We start from the raw sequence: 20,771 nt of genomic DNA on the forward strand, positions 1-20,771 counted from the left end.
CAGACCGTTTGGAGACAGACATGGAAGTCATTCTTCTCGAGCGCATCGCCAAGCTTGGCCAGATGGGCGACAAGGTGCGCGTGCGCGACGGCTACGCGCGCAATTTCCTGCTGCCGCAGGGCAAGGCGCTGCGCGCCAACAAGGCGAACCTCGCCCGTTTCGAGGCCGAGCGCGCCCAGCTTGAGGCCCGCAATCTCGAGCGCCGCCAGGAAGCCCAGGGCGTTGCCGCCAAGCTGGACGGCCAGTCCTTCGTCGTCATCCGCTCCGCAGGCGAGACCGGCCAGCTCTACGGCTCCGTGTCGACCCGCGACATCGCGGAAGTGGCGACCGCCGGCGGCTTCACCGTTGCCCGCAATCAGGTCCGCCTCAACACGCCGATCAAGACCATCGGCCTGCACAGCGTCCTGATCGCCCTGCATCCGGAAGTCGAGGTCGCGGTGGCCGTCAACGTCGCCCGCTCGGCCGACGAGGCCGAACGCCAGGCCGCCGGCGAGGATCTGACGACTCGCGACCAGGACGTCTTCGAATTCGAGGAAGAAGAAGAAGAAGGCGAGGAAGAGGAAGTCGAGGGCGAGCAGGAAGCCGAGTAAGGCGACTGCCCCTGATCCCGACCCGGACGGCGCCCCTCGTGGCGCCGTTTTCTTTTGGCCGTCCGGATGGTCGCGGAAGGCTGCCGGCCATGGGGCCGTCAAGCGCGTTCGATGGTTTGTCCCCGATGATTTTTTTCTTTGCCGGCACGCGGCGATCTCGACCATTGTCGCCTTTTCCTCGCCACCTCCTGCCGGTAAACGAAACCTTGCAGGGCCAACGGGGGACGGCATGAAAGGGACGATTCAGAAGATCGAGGCGGCGGCCGAAACGCTGCGCATCGCCCCGCATAACGCGGAGGCCGAGCGCCAGTTGCTCGGCGCGATCCTGGTCAACAACGAGACCTACTATCGGGTCTCCGACTTCCTCGAGCCGCACCACTTCTTCGTCCCGCCGCACCAGGACATCTACGAGAAGATCGGCCAGCTGATCCGCGCCGGCAAGACCGCCTCGCCGATCACGCTGAAGACCTTCTATCCCGCGGACACCCGGATCGCCGACCTGTCCGCTACCCAGTACCTGCTCCGGCTGGCCGCCGATGCGGCCTCGATCATCAATGCCGAGGACTACGGCCGCGCGATCTACGACCTCGCCCTGCGGCGCAACCTGATCCGCATCGGCGAGGACATGGTCAACATCGCCTATGACGCACCGATCGACATGCCACCGTCGCAGCAGATCGACGACGCCGAGCGGCGCCTGTTCGATCTGGCCGAGACCGGGCGCGGCGACGGCGGCTTCGTCTCCTTCGGCGACGCCCTGACCCAGACGATCCAGATGGCTCACGCCGCCTACAACCGCGAAGGCGCGCTGTCGGGCATCTCCACCGGCCTGCACGACCTCGACCGGGTCATGGGTGGCCTGCAGTCGTCCGACCTGATCGTGCTTGCCGGCCGTCCGGGCATGGGCAAGACCTCGCTGGCGACCAACATCGCCTACAACATCGCCCAGGCCTACCAGGCCGAGGAACAGCCGGACGGCACGCTGAAGACCGTCAATGGCGGCGTCGTCGGCTTCTTCTCGCTGGAAATGTCGGCCGAACAACTCGCCACCCGCATCATTTCCGAACAGACCGAGATCTCCTCCTCCAAGATCCGGCGCGGCGACATCTCCGAGGCCGACTTCGAGAAGCTCGCGGCCGCCGCCCAGCACATGCAGACGGTGCCGCTGCACGTCGACCAGACCGGCGGCATCTCGATCGCTGCCCTCGTCGCCCGCGCCCGTCGGCTCAAGCGCCAGCGCGGCCTCGACCTCCTGATCGTCGACTACATCCAGCTGTTGTCGGGCTCGCAGAAGACCAACGCCAATCGCGTCCAGGAGATCACCGAGATCACCACCGGCCTGAAGGCTCTGGCCAAGGAGCTGCACGTTCCGATCATCGCGCTGTCCCAGCTCTCGCGCCAGGTCGAAAGCCGCGACGACAAGCGCCCGCAGCTCTCCGACCTGCGCGAATCGGGCTCGATCGAGCAGGACGCCGACGTCGTTCTGTTCGTGTTCCGCGAGGAGTACTACCTGTCCAAGACCGAGCCCGAGGAAGGCACCAGCGAATACGAGGTCTGGCGCGACAAGTTCGACCGGGTCAGGGGCAAGGCGGAAGTCATCATCGCCAAGCAGCGTCACGGCCCGACCGGTACCGTCAACCTGCACTTCCAGGGCGAGTTCACCCGCTTCTCCGATCTCGCCCAGGACGAATACCTGCCCGAACGGCACGACTGACGCGCATGCCTGCCCCGCGCGGTGCGAGCATGTCTCGGCCACAGCGGCTTCGCATCGGCTATGATTGGATTTGTCTCGCGACTGCGCGCGATTCGCCTCGATTTCGAACCAATGCCGGGGCATGGGTCCTGCCGATGAGTTCCGTATCCCCAGAAGCCCTCGCCGGCGGCGTGCTGACCGTCGACACTGCGGCGATCGCCGACAACTGGCGCGCACTCGCCGGCCAACTCGGGCCGGGCGCGCGCTGCGCCGCGACCGTCAAGGCCGACGCCTACGGTTGCGGCATTCCGGCGACCGTGCGCGCGCTTGCCGCCAGCGGCTGCGACACGTTCTTCGTCGCCCTTCCCGCCGAGGGAATCGCCGTTCGCGAGGCCGCTCCGGGAGCGACGATCTACGTTCTCGACGGTCTGTTTCCCGGCACGGCACCGGCCTATGCCGAGGCGCGCCTGCGCCCGGTGCTCGGCTCGCTCCCCGAGCTGGAGGAATGGGCGCTGTTCTGCCGCAGCCGCAAGGTCCGGCTCGAGGCGGCGGTGCATGTCGACACCGGCATGAACCGGCTCGGCCTGACCGAGCAGGAAGCCGAGCGGCTCGCCGGCGACCGCGACCTGCTCGACTCCTTCGCTCTGGCTCTGGTCATCAGCCACCTCGCCTGCGGCGCCGAGCCCGGACATCCGCTCAACAGGCAGCAGTTGGAGCGGTTCAGGACACTTTCAGGACACTTTCCGGACGCCGTCAGGTCGCTGGCCAATTCCGCCGGTATCTTCCTCGGCGCCGACTACCATTTCGACCTGGTCCGCCCGGGGATCGCGCTCTACGGCGGCAAGGCCTTGGATTCCTTTGACAATCCGATGCGGCCCGTGGCCAGGGTGGAGGCGCGGATCCTGCAGCTGCGCACCGTGCGGGCCGGCGAGGGCGTCGGCTACGGCCTCGCCCAGACGGTGCGCCGCGACACCCGTCTGGCCGTCGTCGCGGCCGGCTATGCCGATGGACTGCTGCGCCGCGCCGGCGGCAGCGACGACCGTCCTGGCGGCCACGGCTGGATCGTCGGGCACCGGGTGCCGGTTTTCGGGCGCATCTCGATGGACATGCAAGCCCTTGATGTGACTGATGTTCCCGCCGCCCTGCTGCGCCGGGGCGCGATGGTCGAACTGATCGGTCCGCATGTCGCGGCGAGCGAACTGGCGGCCGTGGCCGACACCATCGACTATGAATATCTCACCGCGCTCGGCCGCCGCTTCCACCGCCGCTACGCGCCCCTGGCAGAGGTTGCCGGCTGATGGCCCGCCGTTCGTCCTCCTTCGTCTGCCAGTCCTGCGGCGCCGTCAGCTCGAAATGGGCCGGCCGCTGCGATTCCTGCGGCGAGTGGAACTCGATCGTCGAGGAGCAGACCGGCAGCGGCATCGGCGGCGGCCCGGGTCGCGCCAAGCCGGGGCGCGGGCGGGTCGTGCCGCTGGTCGGCCTGTCCGGCGAGACCCGGGAGGCGCCCAGATTCCTGAGCGGCATCAAGGAACTGGATCGCGTGACCGGCGGCGGTTTCGTGCGCGGCTCGGCGCTACTGGTCGGCGGCGATCCGGGCATCGGCAAGTCGACGCTGCTGATCCAGGCTGCAGCCGCCCTCGCCCGCGGCGGGCTGAAATCGGTCTATATCTCGGGCGAGGAAGCGATCGATCAGGTGCGCCTGCGCGCCGAACGGCTCGGCCTTGCCGACGCACCCGTGGCGCTCGCTGCGGAAACCAGCGTCGAGGACATCCTCGCCACCCTGGACGCCAGTCCGCCCCCAGCGCTGCTGATCCTGGATTCGGTGCAGACGCTGTGGACCGACGTGGTCGATTCTCCGCCCGGCACGGTCACCCAGGTGCGCGCCTCGGCCCAGGCGATGGTGCGCTACGCCAAGAAGTCCGGCACCGCGATGGTGCTCGTCGGCCATGTCACCAAGGACGGCCAGATCGCCGGCCCGCGGGTGGTCGAGCACATGGTCGACGCGGTGCTGTATTTCGAGGGCGACGGCGCCCACCAGTACCGGATCCTGCGCTCGGTCAAGAACCGCTTCGGCGCCACCGACGAGATCGGCGTGTTCGAGATGACCGGCGCCGGCCTGCAGGAGGTCGCCAATCCGTCGGCGCTGTTCCTCGGCGAGCGGTCGATGAATGCGCCCGGATCGGCCGTGTTCGCCGGTCTGGAGGGCTCCCGTCCGCTGCTGATCGAGATCCAGGCGCTGGTCGCACCGTCGCCGCTCGGCACGCCCCGGCGCGCCGTGATCGGCTGGGACAGCGCGCGCCTGTCGATGATCCTCGCCGTGCTGGAGGCCCGGTGCGGCGTGCGTTTCTCCCAGCACGACGTCTATCTCAACGTCGCTGGCGGCCTACGCATCAACGAACCGGGCGCAGACCTTGCGGTCGCCGCCGCGCTCGTGTCCTCGCTCAGCGGGCTTGCCCTTCCGGCGAATTGCGTCTATTTCGGCGAAGTCAGCCTGTCGGGCGCCATCCGGCCCGTGGCCCAGGGTCAGGCACGGCTGAAGGAAGCGCAGAAACTGGGCTTCGACCGGGCCATTTGCCCGCAGGGCAACGTGAAGGACGGCGCCGGACCGGATATCGCGGCCGAGGGGCTCCAGGAACTTGGAGAATTCATCGCCAGGATTTCGGCCCGAACCGGCGTCCAGACCCGCGATTGACGCAGGATCTTCGCCTGCACCGGCAACACGACAGGTGCAACGGAAGCGGCCGACGCGGGACAAGAGGGTAAAACCGAGCAATGCCGATCACGCTACTGGACGGAATCCTTCTCGTCATCATGCTCATCTCGGCCGTACTGGCGATGATCCGCGGCTTCGTCCGCGAGGTGCTGTCGATCGCCTCGTGGGTCGCCGCCGCCGTCGCGGCCTATCTGCTCTATGGTGAGGTTCTGCCCTTCGCCAGGCAGTACATCTCGAACGAATACGTCGCCCTCGGCGCCGCGGTCGCCGGCGTGTTCCTGATCACGCTGATCATCGTCAGCTACATCACCATGCGCATCTCCGACTTCGTACTCGACAGCCGCATCGGCGCGCTCGACCGCACGCTCGGGTTCGTGTTCGGCGCCGCGCGCGGGCTGCTGCTCGTCGTGGTCGCGATGCTGTTCTTCAACTGGTTCGTGCCGGCCGAACGCCAGCCGCAGTGGGTCGCCGGGGCCAAGTCCCGTCCGGTGCTGGTTTCCATCGGCGACAGGCTGATCGCCGCATTGCCGGAAGATCCGGAGCAGGCAATCATGGACCGTATCCGCTCTGGCCGCGCCGGCGCAGGCGCTGTCACGGACGACCAGGACGGAGAGGACACAGGCTACAGCCCGTCCGAGCGCCAGGGACTGGACCAGCTGACACGTGGCGGCAGCGGCAACTGAACGACAGCCGGAGCTTCGATCCGGTTACAGGACAATGAGGAGTATCGCCATGAACGGCGAGACCGATTTCGAGTTCGACCTGGACCTGGACGGCGACACCTTGCGGGAAGAATGCGGCGTCTTCGGTGTGCTCGGTCACGAGGATGCCGCGGCCCTGACAGCCCTTGGTCTTCATGCCCTGCAGCACCGCGGCCAGGAGGCCGCCGGGATCGTGACGCTGGACAACGATCAGTTCCGGGCCGAGCGGCACCTCGGGCTGGTCGGCGATCATTTCTCCGACGCCGACACGATTGCCCGCCTGTCCGGCTCTGCCGCCATCGGCCATGTGCGCTATTCGACTACCGGCGAGACCATCCTGCGCAACGTGCAGCCGCTGTTTGCCGAACTCGACGGCGGCGGCATCGCGATCTGCCACAACGGCAACTTCACCAACGCCCTGACGCTGCGCCGCCAGCTCATTCGCGACGGCGCGATCTGCCAGTCGACCTCCGATTCCGAGGTCGTCCTGCAGCTCCTCGCCCGCAGCCGCCAGCCCAAGATCGTCGACCGCTTCATCGAGGCGATCAAGCAGATGGAAGGCGCCTATTCGCTGGTCGCCCTCACCGGCAAGAAGCTGATCGGCGCGCGCGATCCTCTCGGCATCCGCCCGCTCGTCCTCGGCGACCTCAACGGCGCGCCGATCCTGGCGTCGGAGACCTGTGCCCTCGACATCATCGGCGCCCGGTTCATCCGCGAGATCGAGAACGGCGAGGTCATCGTCTGCAGCACCGGCGGTATCGAATCGTTCTTCCCCTTCGGTAGGCGCAAGGCGCGTCCCTGCATCTTCGAATACATCTACTTCTCGCGACCGGATTCCATCCTCGGCGGCCGCAGCGTCTACGACGTGCGGCGCGAGATGGGCCGCCAGCTCGCGATCGAATCTCAGGTCGAAGCGGATGTCGTCGTGCCGGTGCCCGACAGCGGCGTGCCGGCCGCCATCGGCTACAGTCAGGAATCGGGCATTCCCTTCGAGCTCGGCATCATCCGCAACCACTATGTCGGGCGCACCTTCATCGAGCCGACCCAGTCGATCCGCACCCTCGGCGTCAAGCTGAAGCATTCGGCCAACCGCAGCCAGATCGCCGGCAAGCGCGTCACGCTGATCGACGACAGCCTCGTGCGCGGCACGACCTCGGTCAAGATCGTCCAGATGATCCGCGACGCGGGCGCTCGGGAAGTCCACTTCCGCCTCGCCAGCCCGCCGATCCGCTACTCGGATTATTACGGCATCGATACGCCGGTGCGCGAGAAGCTGCTCGCCGCCCGCTATAGCCTGGAGGAGATGCGGGCCTATATCGGCGCCGACACGCTCGCCTTCCTGTCGGTCGAGGGCATCTACCGCGCCATGGGCTACGACGGGCGCGACGACGAGAACCCGCAGTTCACCGATCACTGCTTCACCGGCGATTACCCGACCCCGCTCACCGACCTGTCCGGAGACGCGGAGTTCCGTCACCCCCCGCGTCTGGTCGAGGTACGATAGTCCGGCATGTCCGATCCCGCTTTCGAAAACCGCATCGCCGTCGTCACCGGAGCCTCCCGCGGCATCGGCTATTTCGTCGCCAGGGCGCTCGGCGCCGCCGGCGCCCATGTCGTCGCGCTCGCGCGCACGGTCGGCGGCCTGGAGGAACTCGACGACGAGATCCGCGCCGCGGGCGGTCCGGCGCCGACACTGGTGCCGCTCGACCTGACCGATTACGATGGGATCGACAGACTCGGCGCGGCGCTCTACGAGCGCTTCGGCAGGCTCGACGTCCTGATCGGCAACGCCGGCATCCTCGGCACGTTGTCGCCGCTCGGCCACGTCGACATCAAGACCTGGGACCAGGTGATGGCGATCAACGTCACCGCCAACTGGCGCCTGATCCGCTCGCTCGATCCGCTGCTGCGCCGGTCGGACGCCGGCCGCGCCGTGTTCCTGTCCTCGGGCGCGGCGCAGAAGTGCAAGGCCTACTGGGGCCCCTACTCCGTTTCCAAGGCCGCGGTGGAAGCCCTCGTGCGCACCTATGCCGCCGAGACGCTGCAGACGCCGATCAAGGCCAACCTGGTCAATCCGGGTCCGATGCGCACCGCCATGCGTGCCAAGGCCATGCCGGGCGAGGATCCCGAGACGCTGCCGCATCCCTCCGAGATCGCCTCAGCAATCCTCGATCTGTCGGCCCCCGCCTGCACCGTCACGGGCAAGCTCTACGACCATCCGTCGCGCGAGATCCGCGAGTTCCTCCCGATCTGCTCCTGAGCCCATCCGGTCCGGCTTCCTATCAAAAAGGCCTCCGGAGGATCCTCCGGAGGCCTTTTTCTTCTCCGAGCCTGCGCCGCGCCTCCGGGGCGTAGCCTCAGCGTTTCTTGGCCTTGCCGGCGTAGGGGTTTTCGCCCTTGCGGTAGCTAAGGCGGATCGGCGTGCCGGGCATGTCGAACTTGTCGCGCAGGGTGTTGACCAGATAGCGGGTGTAGCTTTCCGGCAGTTCCTCCGGCCGCGAGCAGAACACCACGAAATGCGGCGGCCGGGTCTTGGCCTGGGTCATGTAACGCAGCCGCACCCGCCGGCCCTGGACCGCGGGGGGCGGATGATGCGCCAGCACGCCGTCGAGCCAGCGGTTGAGCCGGGCCGTGGAAATACGCGTGTTCCAGACGTCGTAGGCGGTGAACACCGCTTCCATCAGCCGGTCGATCCCCTGGCCCTGGATACCGGAAATGGTGGCAATCTGCACACCCCGGATCTGGTTTAGATAGCGGTCCTGGGCGTCGCGGATCGCCTGCCAGGCCGCCTCGCGGTCCTCGACCAGATCCCACTTGTTGATGGCGATGACCAGGGCGCGGCCTTCGCGCGCCACCAGGTCGATGATCTGAAGATCCTGCTTCTCGAAGGCGTTTGTCGCATCCAGCGTGACCACCACCACCTCGGCGAACTTGATCGCGCGCAACGCGTCGGCGACCGACAGCTTTTCCAGCTTCTCCTGTACCCGCGCCTTGCGGCGGATGCCGGCGGTGTCGAACAGCTTGACGTGATGGTCGCGCCAGAGCCAGTCGACCGAGATGGAATCGCGGGTGATACCGGCCTCCGGACCGGTCAGCATGCGTTCCTCGCCGATCATGCGGTTGATCAGCGTCGATTTGCCGGCGTTCGGCCGGCCGACGATCGCCACCCTGAGCGGCCGCTCGCGCGTGCCGGCCGGCGTCTCGGGTTCGATCGCCTCGCCGCTCTCGTCGAGGTCGATGCCGATGCGTGCCTCATCCCGGGCCGCTTCCTCCTCCTCGACGCGTTCCACATAGGGCAGCAGCGCCTCGTAGAGGTCGGCCAGGCCCTCGCCGTGCTCGGCCGAGATGGCGACCGGATCGCCGAGGCCGAGGGCGAAGGCGTCATAGAGACCGCCTTCTCCGGCCCGCCCTTCCGCCTTGTTGGCGAGCAGGATGACCGGCCGGTCGCTGCGCCGGGCGACCTCGGCGAAATGGCTGTCGAGCGGCGTCACGCCAGAGCGCGCATCGATGACGAACAGCACCACGTCGGCTTCAGCGATCGCCTCCTCGGTCTGGGCGCGCATGCGCCCTTCCAGGCTGGTGGCGTCCGCGTCCTCCAGGCCGGCGGTGTCGATCACCGTGAAGCGCAGGTCGCCAAGACGCGCCTCGCCGGGGCGACGATCGCGGGTCACGCCGGGCGTGTCGTCGACCAGCGCCAGCCGCTTGCCGACCAGACGGTTGAACAGAGTCGACTTGCCGACGTTCGGCCGGCCGATGATGGCGACGGTTGCGCCCACCTCAGGTACTCCTTGCCGCGCGGCGGTCTTGTCAGTTGAACGCCGCGATGCCGCTGTCGCCCTCGAGCACGATCACGCGCCCGCCGGCGATGATCGGCGTCACGAACACCTTGGTCTGCACGTCGCGCGCCGACAGCACCTTGCCGGACACCGCATCGACCTGCGCAAGGCGTCCGTCGTTGGAAAATGCGACCAGGGTACCATTGGCCAGAGCGGGGCCGGCCCAATTGCGGCGCTGCTTTCGGCTCTCAATCTGCGGCAGGTCGGCCGACCACAGCGGCCTGCCGGTCTTGCGGTCGAGCGCCACCATGCGGTCGTCGAGGGTGACCATGAACAGGGCGTTGCCGGACACGACCGGCGTGTGGACGCTACCGATGTCCTGCTCCCACAGCCGCTCGCCGCTGGACAGCGAGGCGGCGATGGTGCGGCCGGCGACGCCGGTCGCATAGACGGTACCGCCGGAAACCACCGGGCTCGCCGCAACGTCGGCAAGCCCGGACACCGCAAGGGTGCGGAACGAGCGCGCGACCGCATCGACCCACTTCGGCTCGCCGGTCTTAATGTCGAGCGCCATGATCTCTCCGGAGGAGAACGGAACGACCACCGTGTTGCCCGAAACCGCAGGGCTCGCCGCCGACAGCAGACCGGCGGATTCCGAAATGCCGGAATAGGTCCAGGCGACGGTGCCGTCGTCCTGCTTGACGGCATAGACCTCGTTGGTCTGCGTCACCACGAAGACGTGACCCGCGCCGACCGCTGGCGCACCGCGCGCCGGCGCACCCAGATCCGCTGTCCACAGCACCTGGCCGGAGCCGGCGTCGAGGGCTGCCAGCTGGCGATAGCCGGTGGCGGCGAACACGCGTCCTCCCGACACCGCCACACCACCGCCAGCTGCGGAATCCCGCTCGCCCTCGGGACGCAGCGACCGCGTCCAGCCGCGTGCGCCGCCCGTGCTCAGCGACACGACCTCGCCGGTCGGCTTGTAGACATAGAGCCGGCCGCCCTGGGAGACGGGACGGGCTGCCGTGCGCAGGGCCGAGGTAGTCAGGCCGCCGCCACTGCTGCCGATCGACGCGCGCCAGACCCGCGCGCCGGCGACCGACACGGCTACGTTGCCCGGGTCGTTGGTCTCCGGGCCGCCCGACTGCGGCCAGTCCTGGCCGCCGCTGGCCGGACCGAGACTGGCGGCCTGCCCGCTCGCCTGCGCCAGAGGATCGGCGCCCGCGAACAGCGGCTGGCGCTCTCCGGGCAGGATCTTCTCCTTCTTCGAGAAAGGATTGATCGGGTCGGTGAACTCGGACACGGCGCTGCATCCGGCTACGAGAGCCGAGACGAGCGCCAGGGATGCGGCCGTCCGCATCGTCTTTCGCGCGGTACGCATCACTGGCTGGCCCCTTCGTTGCCGGCTGCTGATCCGGCCGCGCCTTCGGCGGCCCGGATCAACTCGTTGAGGATGCCGACCCGGCCCGACACGTCTGCGGGCGCCGCTGCATCGTCGACGATACGGTCGATCCAGTCGCGGGCGGCAGCGGTGTCGCCAGCCTTCCAGGCGCTGAAGGCCAGAATCTCGCGGGCGGCGAAGCGCCACGGGTTGGCGTCCCCGGCGACACCCTCGAGGCGATCCTGCACGGCCGCATGGTCCAGACTGTCCAGCGCCAGATAGCCGGCGCGCAGGCTGGCCAGGTCGCGCATCAGCGAATCGACGGAACGGTCGGCGGCGATGGCGTCGAAGCGCGCAATCGCCTCCTCCGGATTGCCGGCAACGGCAAGGTCGGTGGCGCCGCGCAGGCGGGCCAGCACCGGATAGCCGCCGGTGGCAGTCTCCAGCCGACCGAACAGCTCCTGAGCTTCGAGATGCTGCCCGCTCTCGGCGAGGGCGACCGCGCGCAGGAACATGTCGCCCGCCTCGCGCGCCTTGGTCTGCTGCCAGTAGCTCCAGCCGCGGTAGCCGCCGGTACCGGCGACGATCACAACCGCCAGAACGATGATCCAGAGACCGAACCGGTCCCACAAGCGACGGTATTTCTCCTGGCGGATATCTTCGTCGACTTCACGAAAAATGTCGGACATTCGTACCTGGTTCCTGCGGTCTTCCCGGGCTTGGCAGCCCCTGCGGGCCTGGCGCCCCGTTCTGCGCCGTGCCGAAGCGGCGCCACAATAAACTGTCGCATCCGTCGTGGCAAACGCCCGTCCCGGCTGTTTTCAATGGCTTGATGGCGCAAGTGAGGCAGAGGCCGCGATCAGATCGGCGGCACACCGATCAGCACCTCGTGCAGCTTGACGACGAAGGCGGCGTAGAGCGCGAGGCCGCCGATGATCGCGATGGTCTCGTTGCGTCCGGCGCGCTCGGAAAGCGGGCCCTGGCCGTTCAGGCCGCGCCGCTTGACGGAGATCCGGTCGGCGACCGCCCAGGCGAGAAAGCTGCCGAACAGCAGCACCGAGGCGAGGTCGCCGTTGGAAAGAAGGTGGGAAAACGCCCAGATCTTGATTGCAAGCAGCATCGGATGGCGCAGCATCCGCTTCAGCCGCCCCGGCAGATAGGCTGCGATCAGCAGGATGAACACCGGCACCATCAACAGCAGTGCCAGATGGCGCGTCCACAGCGGCGGATCGTAGAGCTGCGGCGGGCCGGCCATGCGGGCGGCGCCGTAGCCGTGGATGATCAGTACCAGCCCGACGAGGGCGACGACGCTGAAGACGAGCCGGTAGGGCCCGTCGCCGAACCGTGCCATCAGAGCGCGCCTGAATGCCGGCAGCATCGGAATACTGTGCACGCCCAGGAACACCACGAGACCTGCCAGAAGCTGGATCATTGCGCCTCTCCCCTTGCCTGACCGCCTCTTCCATAGCCCATCGCGCAGGCAAGATCAGCCCGCAATCGGCGCGCAACGCGATGGCCTTGCGCCGCCCGCGGCTTCGGGTCTTGCCGGCCCACCCGGCCTGGGGCAGAATTCGATCATGACCGTGGATCTTGATCTGGCCCGCACGCGGCTTGCCGCCCGCAAGGCCGAACTTGAAGCCCTGAGCGCCCTGTCCGCGGCCAACCGGGCGCCGGTCGAGCTCGACCAGCAGGCCGTCGGACGGCTGTCGCGCATGGACGCGCTGCAGATGCAGGCCATGGCGCAGGCCGCCGAGCGCCAACGCCGGGCCGAACGCGCCAGGCTCGACTCGGCGCTGCGCCGCCTGACGGACGGCGACTACGGCTATTGCCTCGAGTGTGGCGAGGAGATCCCCGACCGGCGCCTCGCCATCGATCCGGCCGCGGCGCTGTGCGTACGGTGCGCGACATAGGCGGCAGCGCCGCCGGGTTCGCGATCACGGCAAGCAATCCTTCACCTGCACGCCTTAACCTCGCCGCACATGGTCCTGCACCGGGAGTTCTTGTCATGGACGAGCAAAGGGACGAGCGAAGGAAACTGCCGCGTCATCGCACGCTGAAGTCAGCGCGGATCGTGTTCGGCAATCTCTCGCAGGTCTTTGACTGCATCATCCGCAACGCCAGCGACGAGGGCGTGCTGCTCAAGGTGTCCGATACGCTGGCGATTCCCGAAGAATTCCTGCTCTATATCGACGCCGACCACATCCGCCGCCCGGCCCGCGCCGTCTGGCGCACGGAAGACCAGATCGGCGTCAGGTTCACCGGCCCGGCCGAGAGCACGCTGAAGAAGGGCGGCTGATCAGGTCCGAAGGTCGCCGGTCGTCCCTTCCCTCACTTCAGTCCGGCCTTCACGAAGCTGTCGATCACCTGCCTCTGCAGCACGGCGTATAGGGCCAGCACGGGCAGGCAGGCGAGCGACGAGATCGCCATCAGCGGTCCCCACTGGTTGCCTTCCTCGGTCAGGAACATCTGGATACCGATCTGGATCACCGTTGATCGTTCGGAACGCGTCAGCAGCAGCGGCCAGAAATAATCGTTCCACGACGAGATGAACAGCAGGATGGCAAGCGCGGCCAGCGGCGCGCGCAGGTTCGGCACCAGGATCCGCCACAGGATGCGCCAGTGGCCGGCACCGTCCATGTGCGCGGCCTCGATCACCTCGGAGGGAAACGAGCGCATGGACTGGACAAGTAGCAGGATGGCGAAGGCGGAGGCGAGGTTCGGGACGACCAGGGCGGCGATCGTGTCGATCAGCCCCATCTGCGAGACCAGCACGTAGTTGGGGATCATCACCACCTGGAACGGCACCAGCCAGGTCAGGGCGATCAGCGCGAACAGCGCCCTGTCGAACAGGAATCGCCAGCGGGCGAAGGCATAGGCGGCCAGGATCGCCGTCAGCAGCTGCGCGGCCGTGGCCAGCGCCGAGTAGACCAGCGTGTTCCAGAGCATCGCCCAGACGGGAATGGCCTGGATCGCATAGGCATAGTTGTCGAGCGTTGGCGCGGACGGCCACGGCAGTCTGCTGTAGATGTCGTTCTCCGGCCGCAGCGACGTCACGAACATCCACCAGACAGGAAAGATCGAGACGAAGGCCAGCGGCATCATCACCGCATGGGCGAGCCAGCCTGCGGCCGGACGATGCGCCGCGACATCAGTTGTCATGGAACGTCACCTTGTTCATGAGCCAGAGAAGCGCGACGGCGACCAGTCCGAATCCGGCGAAGAGGATGATCCCGGCGGCGGACGCCCAGCCCGCAGCCAGGCCGCCGAAGCCGAACTGCCAGAGCAGGTAGTAGATGTTGTTCGAGGTGCCGAGCGGTCCGCCCTGGGTGAGCACGTGGATGTAGGTGAAGCTCCACTGCGCTCCGAGCAGGATGGTCAGCAGGATCAGAAGGAAGATGACCGGCGACAGCAGCGGCAGGCGGATGCGGCGCGTCACCTGCCATTCGCTGGCGCCGTCCATCCGCGCCGCCTCGATCAGGGACGGGTTGATGTTGGCAAGGCTTGCCGAGACGATCAGGGTGGAGAAGCCGATCAGTTTCCATCCGGTGATCCAGATGATCGACCAGATCGTCAGATCCGGATCCTGGAGGAAGCGCAAGGGCTCCAGCCCGAGCGCCTTCAGGCCGGTGTTGAGCAGCCCGAAGTCCGGATCGAGGATCCAGCGCCACACCGCCGCGGCCGCGACCGGCGCGATGATCAGCGGCACGAAGATCAGCCCGCGATAGATGTTGCGCCAGCGCCCCTTCAACTCGTGCGTCAGGATCGCGGCGGCGACAGGCAGGACCACCGTCAGAGGCAGCAGGCCGACCAGATAGACCAGCGTGTTGCGGAGCGCCTGGCCCATCTCCGGAAGCTCCAGCAGACGCTCGTAGTTCTGTGTCCCGACGGAGCGGATGGACGCGAACGGAAGCATGTTCCATTCGTGGAAGCTGAGCCACAGGGCATAGCCGAGCGGGGCATAGATCCAGACGATCAGGGCGGCGGCGGCCGGTGCGAGATAGAGCCAGGGCGCCAGCGGCTGACGCCGCAGCCAGTGCGACAGGACGCCTCGCAGCGGCGGTGCGATTGTGGCGGTCTCGGTCATGGCTGCATGATCCCTGCAAAACCCCTGTTGGTCGGTGTCGCGGGCGCGGTGCCGTCCGGTCACCGCGCCGCTTGACGTCGTTCAGCGCGGCATCAGCGCCTGGGCCCGCTTCTGCGCCTCGGCCAGGATCGTGGCCGGATCGCCCTCGCCGAACACCGCCTGCTCGGCGGCATTCATCATGGTCGTGACGATCTGCCGGTAGTTCGGACCCGGATGCGGCACCCACGGCTCCATTCGCGACAGCTGCTGGATGTTCGGCAGCGCCAACGGGTTTTCCCGCAGCCAGGGCGCCAGATGAGCCTCGCCGTCGATGGTCGACTGGCGCAGCGGCAGGTAGCCGATCTTCGAGGTGATGATCGTGTAGGCATAGTCAGAGGTCAGGTGCTTCATCAATTCCCAGGCGGCGCGCTGCTTGAGCGGATCCTGCGTGAACACCACCAGCGCCGAACCGGAATTGGTCGGCACGGCGGGGCGGTCGCCGAACGCCGGCATGGCCGCCGCACGCAGTTCCCACTTGCCGGCAGCGCCCTTGAGCAGGGACGCCTGCACCACGCTGGTGGTGAGATACATGCCGACCTGACCCGACGACATCGCCTCGATACCGTTGGCGGTCGTCGCATTCTCCATGGCGCCGCTCTTGGCCATGTCGCGCAGGATGGCGAGCGCCTCGACCGCTTCCGGCTCGGCGAACATCAGCTGCTTGCGGTCTTCCGAGAGCACGCGGCCGCCGTTCGAGCGGATCAGGCCCTGGAACATCCAGTCGAAGGGCGAGAAGATGCCGGCGATCAGGCCGGTCTTGCCGGTGCTGGACCTGATCGCAAGCGCGGCCGACTTCACCTCGTCCCAGGTGCGCGGCGGCGCATCCGGATTCAGTCCGGCGGCGCGGAAGACATCCGCGTTGTAGAACAGCACGGGTGTCGAGAAAACATAGGCCAGCCCATAGGTCTTGCCGTCGAGCCGGCCGAGTTCGACCCCATTGGGGAAGATGCCGGCGAGATGCGCCTCAAGTTCCCCGGCCGGGACGATGTCCTCGAGCGCTGGCGCGCCGAAATTGGTCACCACGTAGTCGAGGTCGGAAAAGACGATCTGGGCGATGTCCGGGCCCTGCCCCGCGACGACGTCGGCCTGGACCCGGCTCATGACATCGGCGGATGGCACCGCGACCCCCTCGACCTTGATCGTCGGATGTGCCTCGGCAAAGCTATCCAGCATCTCCACCGTCGCATCCCGTCCGATCCCGGCGGAGGCGAGGTTGTAGTTGTAGAAACGGATGGTGACGGGCGCGTCGGAGGCCGGGGCCATGCTCTGTGCGAGCGCGGCAAGCGGTGCGGACAGGATGGCGACGGCCGTCGCCATGCCCAGGAAAGTGCGGTGCAGCATCGGTATCACTCCATGAAGGTTGGCGACGGGACCGCGGCGGCGCCGCGGTCCTTCGATCGATTCAGCGCGGCACCAAGGCCTGCGCGCGCGCCTGTGCGTCCGCCATGATCGCGGCGATGTCGTCCTGCGCTCCGAATACGGCCTGCTCGGAGGCGTTCATCATGACGGTCAGGATCTGGCGGTAGTTCGGGCCCGGCAGCGGCACCCAGGGAACCAGGGACTGCAACTGGTCGATATTCGGCTGCACGACCGGGTTCTCGCGCAGGAAGCCGGCGAGATGCTCCTCGCTCCTGACCGCGTTCTCGCGCAGGGGCACGTAGCCGATCTTGGACGTGATAATCGTGTAGCCGTAATCAGAGGTAAGGTGCTTCATCAGCTCCCAGGCGGCGCGCTGCTTGAGCGGATCGCGCGTCATGATCACCAGGGCCGAGCCGGAGTTCGTCGGCGTCGCGGGCTTGTCGCCGAAGGTCGGCATGGGCGCGGCGCGCAGCTCGAAAGTGCCTTCTGCTCCCTTCAGCATCCGGCCCTGGACGGCGCTGGTCTGCAGGTACATGCCGGCATTGCCGCTCGACATGGTCTCGATGGCCGAGGTCGAGGGCAGGTTGGGCATCGCGCCGGCCTTGGCGATGTCGCGCAGCACGCCGAGCGCCTCGACCGCCTCGGGGGCGCCGAACATCATGGTCGTGCGGTCCTCGGACATGACCCTACCGCCGTTCGAGCGGATGAAGCCCTGGTAGAGCCAGTCGTAGGCAGACGGACCGAAGATGCCGGTCAGGAGGCCGGCCTGGCCGGTGCTGGCCGTGATCGCCTTGGCGGCGGCGGCGACCTCCTCCCATGTGCGCGGCGGCGCATCGGGATCGAGCCCGGCCTTGCGGAACAGGTCCGCGTTGTAGAACAGCACCGGTGTGGAGAAGACATAGGCCAGCCCGTAGGTCCTGCCGTCGAGCCGGCCGAGTTCGACGCCGCGCGGGAACAGGCCGTCGAGATGCTGGGACAGGTCCGCCGCCGGCACGACGTCCTCGAGCGCCGGAACGCCGAAGTTGTCGACCACGTAGCCGAGGTCGGCGAAGATGATCTGGGCGATGTCGGGCCCCTGCCCGGCGATCACGTCCGCCTGGACGCGGCTCATCACCTCCGCGGAGGACACCGCCACGCCCTCGACGGTGATCATGGGATTGGCCGCCTGGAACGCGTCGATCATCTCCAGCGTGGCCTCGCGGCCGATGCCGGCCGAGCCGAGATTGTAATTGTAGAACTTGATCGTCACCGGCGTATCGATGCTGGCGGACATGCTCTGGGCAACAGCGCCGCCGCTCACGGCCGCGAGCGCCAGGGCGACGCCGGCCGAACGGGCGAGACTTCTCAGGATCTGCATGGGTGGGGTCCTTGTAAAAGAAGAGATGGCGTGCCCCGGTCAGGCCGCGGTCGCGCGGTTGGCGAGCGAGTCCTCGTAGGCACGGAGCTGGTCCAGGGTGGTACGGGCGAGTTCGACGCGGTCGGACGGCAGCGGTGCGCAGGTAACCGTCAAACCGCTGTCGCGCAGCACGCACACCGAGAAGGACGCGCCGCTGACCGAGCGGATGCTGTCGCCGGAATGGAGCGGGTCGAGGGCGCAGTGCTGCCCCATGCCGACGACCAGCGGGATGCCGTGCCAGTGCGAGAAGCGATCCTGATGGATATGGCCCGAGAAGATGCCCGCGATGCGGTGTCCGTCGAGGGCCGCGGCGAGCCGGTCGGTGGCCGCAAAGGACAGCCCCTCCCACTCCCAGTCGGGATCCCGGTCCAGCGCCGGAGCGTGGTGCATGACGAGGACCTTGGGCAGCTCCGTGTGGCTGCGGAGCGCCGCCTCGAGAAAGGCGAACTGCGCGTCCTCCAGATCGCCGCCGATCTTGCCCGGCACGGACGTGTCCAGGGTGACCAGGTGGACGCCGTCGATGACCCGGTGTTCGTCATGGGGTGCGTCGAGATCGTCGGTCCGGCCGAGCAGGCCGCGATAGAAGCCCGCGCGCGTGTCGTGGTTGCCCAGGGCCCAGACCACCGGCACGTCGAAGCCGTGCATCAGGTCGGCGAGCGCGCGGTAGGAGGCCTCGTCGCCGTGGTTGGTCAGGTCGCCGCTGGCGATGACGAAGGCCGGCCGGCTGGCCAGGCCCTCGATCATGGCGCGCACGGCCTTCAGCGTCGCGGTCGTGTCCGAACGCAGCCGGGTGTCCTCCAGCTCCGGAGCGCTGATGTGCAGGTCGGTGATGTGCACGAAACTGGTCTTTCCGGTCATGTCGTGTTCCCTTGCATGTCGTCAAATCAGATGTCCGGATCGGCTCAGACGAGGCTGCGTTCCACCCATCGGCGGAACCGCTCCTCGCCGCCCATCGCGGCTGTCGCGAAGGCCACGGCCCCGCCATGGACCGCGTCGAGTTCGTCGAGCGCAGCGTTCAGGTAATCGGGCTGCACGCCGAACACCGCCGCCCGCGCCGGCTCCGGAATGCGTTCAGCCAGGGCCGGGTCGGGCGCCCACAGGCCGCCGGTCGCCAGGAAGTCGTGCATCACCTGGTCGCGGCCAACCCCGAGCGCGAGCTGGATCAGCGCGGCTGCGAAGCCGGTCCTGTCCTTGCCGGCGGTGCAGTGAAAGAACACCGGGCCGCGTTCGATCCGCTCCACGGCCGACAGAAAGGCGGCGAAGACGGCGCCGTTGACGCGCACGAAGTCGCGGTAGGCGGCAGTCATCGCCGCGCACGCCCGGTCATGGTCGACCGGCACCGATCCCGCGTCCGACACGAGCGTCGCCGTCGCCCCGGTGCAGATCGGCAGTGCCAGCATGCGGTCGCGCAGGGCGGCCGGCAGCCGGTTCGGGCGGTGCGTGCTTTCCTCGTGGCGCCGGAAGTCGACGATCAGGTCGAGGCCCGACAGAGGCGCCGCCAGCCAGTCGGTCTCGGCCAGATCGTGAAGCGCGGGACCGCGCAGGAAGGCCGCTGGGCGGACGCGCCGGCCGTCCGCTGCCACCCCGTCCAGGGCGCGGAAATTCGGGTGGGCGGCCAGAAGTGGCGACTGCACTGGCGACTGCAGCGGCGGCAATGCGTTGCCGACCGTCCTCTTGGTTGCCGCGATGTCCTGTTGCATCCCTGTCTCCTGCCTGCCCCGCTCGGCGGCGACCTTGGCAGGCGGACATGAAGCTTTTTTGCCCGAGCGTTGTCGCCGGGATGAAATCTGTCGAACGGCGTTCGACAACCGCCACGAAAAGTTTTCGCCACGGTCGTCGAACTGTGTCCTTCGGTCCGCACTCTGCGAGGCAGGGACAATGGCGCAAGAAAGAAGGCCTGCCGACATGCACGGACTTGCATTCGAGACTGTCACCAAGCGATTTGACGATGTTGTCGCGGTCGACCGGTTCGACCTCACCGTAGCCGAGGGCGAATTCGTCGCCCTGGTCGGCCCGTCCGGGTGCGGCAAGACCACCACGCTGCGCATGCTGGCAGGGCTCGAGGAAGTGACGGACGGCCGGATCCGGGTCGGCGGCAGGGACGTCACGCAGCTCGCCTCGCGCGACCGCAACCTCGCCATGGTGTTCCAGTCCTACGCGCTCTATCCGCACATGACGGCGGCCGAGAACATCGGCTTCGCGCTCAGCCTGAAGGGCCTGCCCAAGGCGGAGATCGAGGTCAGGGTGCGCGAAGCGGCCGAGCGCATGAGCATCGCGCATCTGCTGCACCGCCGTCCCAGGGAGCTGTCGGGCGGCCAGCGCCAGCGCGTCGCCGTCGCCCGCTGCATCGTGCGCGAGCCGGCCGCCTTCCTGTTCGACGAGCCGCTGTCGAACCTGGACGCCAAGCTGCGCGGCTCCGCACGGGTCGAGATCGCCCGGCTGCAGAAGGGGCTCGGCATCACCACGCTGTATGTCACCCATGACCAGGTCGAGGCGATGACCATGGCCGACCGGGTCGTGCTCATGGACGGCGGACGGATCCGCCAGACCGGCACACCGATGGAGCTCTACCAGCGGCCGCGCGACCTGTTCGTGGCCGCGTTCCTCGGCGCGCCGGCGATGAACCTCGTCCCCGGCGTGCTGCAGCGGAGCGAAGCCGGGGCGGAGTTCGTCGCCGACGGGCTGCGGCTTGCGCTGCCGCGCGACGCTGCCTGCGCGGGCGGCCCGGCAACCCTCGGCATCCGCCCGGAGAGCATCCGGGCAGCACCGGACGGCGCCGGCGAGGACGCGACCCTGCAGGCCACCGCCCTGCACGTCGAGTGCCTCGGCGCCGAAACCCTGGTCCGCTTCGAGTTTGCCGGCCTGACCGGTGCCGAGTTCGTCGCGCGCCTGCCGGGCACCCATGCCTTCGAGCGCGGTCGCCCGGTCACGCTGTCCGTGGCGCGCGACGCCTTCCATCTGTTCGACGAGGCCGGCCTTGCCGTCGACCTGCCTTGGCCGGCCCGGTGCGAGCGACCGCTCAGAGCGGCGGGAGCCTGA

At 68.0% G+C, this 20,771-nt stretch carries 20 protein-coding genes; 10 read left to right on the top strand and 10 right to left on the bottom strand.

The window, feature by feature from the left end:
* The first annotated feature begins 20 nt into the window (after positions 1-20).
* The 7 genes from rplI to SL003B_RS12185 all read left to right on the top strand — a co-directional run bounded on the left by rplI (position 21) and on the right by SL003B_RS12185 (position 7,957).
* Positions 21-590, top strand: a complete 570-nt coding sequence (gene rplI / locus SL003B_RS12155; protein WP_013653149.1) for a 50S ribosomal protein L9 — start codon at positions 21-23, stop codon at positions 588-590.
* A 229-nt stretch (positions 591-819) separates the two neighbouring features.
* The gene (locus tag SL003B_RS12160; protein WP_013653150.1) at positions 820-2,304 is read left to right on the top strand and encodes a replicative DNA helicase; all 1,485 of its coding nucleotides are present in this window, start codon (positions 820-822) and stop codon (positions 2,302-2,304) included.
* 134 nt (positions 2,305-2,438) lie between these two features.
* Entirely contained in the window at positions 2,439-3,581 is a 1,143-nt protein-coding gene (alr, locus tag SL003B_RS12165) for an alanine racemase (protein WP_041375514.1), read from the top strand.
* A complete protein-coding gene (gene radA / locus SL003B_RS12170; RefSeq protein WP_013653152.1) occupies positions 3,581-4,975 on the top strand; it encodes a DNA repair protein RadA in 1,395 nt (464 codons plus the stop codon). Before alr ends, radA begins: the two co-directional genes overlap by 1 nt.
* A gap of 80 nt (positions 4,976-5,055) precedes the next feature.
* The gene (locus SL003B_RS12175; protein WP_041375515.1) at positions 5,056-5,679 is read left to right on the top strand and encodes a CvpA family protein; all 624 of its coding nucleotides are present in this window, start codon (positions 5,056-5,058) and stop codon (positions 5,677-5,679) included.
* Positions 5,680-5,728: 49 nt separating this feature from the next.
* Complete coding sequence (gene purF / locus SL003B_RS12180) at positions 5,729-7,201, top strand: amidophosphoribosyltransferase (RefSeq protein WP_013653154.1); 1,473 nt, start codon at positions 5,729-5,731, stop codon at positions 7,199-7,201.
* Positions 7,202-7,207: 6 nt separating this feature from the next.
* Entirely contained in the window at positions 7,208-7,957 is a 750-nt protein-coding gene (locus SL003B_RS12185) for an SDR family NAD(P)-dependent oxidoreductase (protein WP_013653155.1), read from the top strand.
* A gap of 97 nt (positions 7,958-8,054) precedes the next feature.
* On the opposite strand, the gene der is transcribed toward SL003B_RS12185, so the two are convergent.
* The 4 genes from der to SL003B_RS12205 all read right to left on the bottom strand — a co-directional run bounded on the left by der (position 8,055) and on the right by SL003B_RS12205 (position 12,286).
* Complete coding sequence (gene der / locus SL003B_RS12190) at positions 8,055-9,473, bottom strand: ribosome biogenesis GTPase Der (RefSeq protein ID WP_013653156.1); 1,419 nt, start codon at positions 9,471-9,473, stop codon at positions 8,055-8,057.
* Positions 9,474-9,504: 31 nt separating this feature from the next.
* Entirely contained in the window at positions 9,505-10,776 is a 1,272-nt protein-coding gene (locus tag SL003B_RS12195; RefSeq protein WP_013653157.1) for an outer membrane protein assembly factor BamB family protein, read from the bottom strand.
* Positions 10,777-10,853: 77 nt separating this feature from the next.
* A complete protein-coding gene (locus SL003B_RS12200) occupies positions 10,854-11,543 on the bottom strand; it encodes a tetratricopeptide repeat protein (RefSeq protein WP_013653158.1) in 690 nt (229 codons plus the stop codon).
* Between the two features lie 170 nt (positions 11,544-11,713).
* The gene (locus tag SL003B_RS12205; protein WP_013653159.1) at positions 11,714-12,286 is read right to left on the bottom strand and encodes an NnrU family protein; all 573 of its coding nucleotides are present in this window, start codon (positions 12,284-12,286) and stop codon (positions 11,714-11,716) included.
* Between the two features lie 145 nt (positions 12,287-12,431).
* Between SL003B_RS12205 and SL003B_RS12210 the strand changes: the two genes are divergently transcribed.
* Positions 12,432-12,764: a TraR/DksA family transcriptional regulator gene (locus SL003B_RS12210; RefSeq protein ID WP_013653160.1), complete on the top strand. Its 333-nt coding sequence runs from the start codon at positions 12,432-12,434 to the stop codon at positions 12,762-12,764.
* A 95-nt stretch (positions 12,765-12,859) separates the two neighbouring features.
* Positions 12,860-13,150, top strand: a complete 291-nt coding sequence (locus tag SL003B_RS12215; RefSeq protein ID WP_013653161.1) for a PilZ domain-containing protein — start codon at positions 12,860-12,862, stop codon at positions 13,148-13,150.
* A gap of 32 nt (positions 13,151-13,182) precedes the next feature.
* Here the strand turns inward: SL003B_RS12215 and SL003B_RS12220 are convergent, their stop codons facing one another.
* The 6 genes from SL003B_RS12220 to SL003B_RS22345 form a co-directional block, all read right to left on the bottom strand.
* Positions 13,183-14,013 carry a carbohydrate ABC transporter permease gene (locus SL003B_RS12220; protein WP_013653162.1) on the bottom strand — a complete coding sequence of 277 codons (831 nt, stop codon included), beginning with the start codon at positions 14,011-14,013 and terminating at the stop codon, positions 13,183-13,185.
* Positions 14,003-14,938 carry a carbohydrate ABC transporter permease gene (locus SL003B_RS12225; RefSeq protein WP_013653163.1) on the bottom strand — a complete coding sequence of 312 codons (936 nt, stop codon included), beginning with the start codon at positions 14,936-14,938 and terminating at the stop codon, positions 14,003-14,005. The genes SL003B_RS12220 and SL003B_RS12225 overlap by 11 nt, the downstream gene beginning before the upstream one ends.
* Positions 14,939-15,019: 81 nt before the next feature.
* Positions 15,020-16,318, bottom strand: coding sequence for an ABC transporter substrate-binding protein (locus tag SL003B_RS12230; protein WP_013653164.1), 1,299 nt, complete (start codon positions 16,316-16,318; stop codon positions 15,020-15,022).
* Between the two features lie 61 nt (positions 16,319-16,379).
* On the bottom strand, positions 16,380-17,693 hold the full coding sequence (locus SL003B_RS12235; protein WP_013653165.1) for an ABC transporter substrate-binding protein: 1,314 nt from the start codon (positions 17,691-17,693) through the stop codon (positions 16,380-16,382).
* Between the two features lie 39 nt (positions 17,694-17,732).
* On the bottom strand, positions 17,733-18,590 hold the full coding sequence (locus SL003B_RS12240; protein WP_013653166.1) for a metallophosphoesterase: 858 nt from the start codon (positions 18,588-18,590) through the stop codon (positions 17,733-17,735).
* Positions 18,591-18,634: 44 nt separating this feature from the next.
* Positions 18,635-19,432 carry a tyrosine-protein phosphatase gene (locus SL003B_RS22345; protein WP_013653167.1) on the bottom strand — a complete coding sequence of 266 codons (798 nt, stop codon included), beginning with the start codon at positions 19,430-19,432 and terminating at the stop codon, positions 18,635-18,637.
* Positions 19,433-19,637: 205 nt separating this feature from the next.
* Here SL003B_RS22345 and SL003B_RS12250 point away from each other — a divergent pair, with 205 nt between their 5' ends.
* Positions 19,638-20,771, top strand: coding sequence for an ABC transporter ATP-binding protein (locus tag SL003B_RS12250; protein WP_049792580.1), 1,134 nt, complete (start codon positions 19,638-19,640; stop codon positions 20,769-20,771).

The organism is Polymorphum gilvum SL003B-26A1 (genome assembly GCF_000192745.1).
GTDB lineage: Bacteria > Pseudomonadota > Alphaproteobacteria > Rhizobiales > Stappiaceae > Polymorphum > Polymorphum gilvum.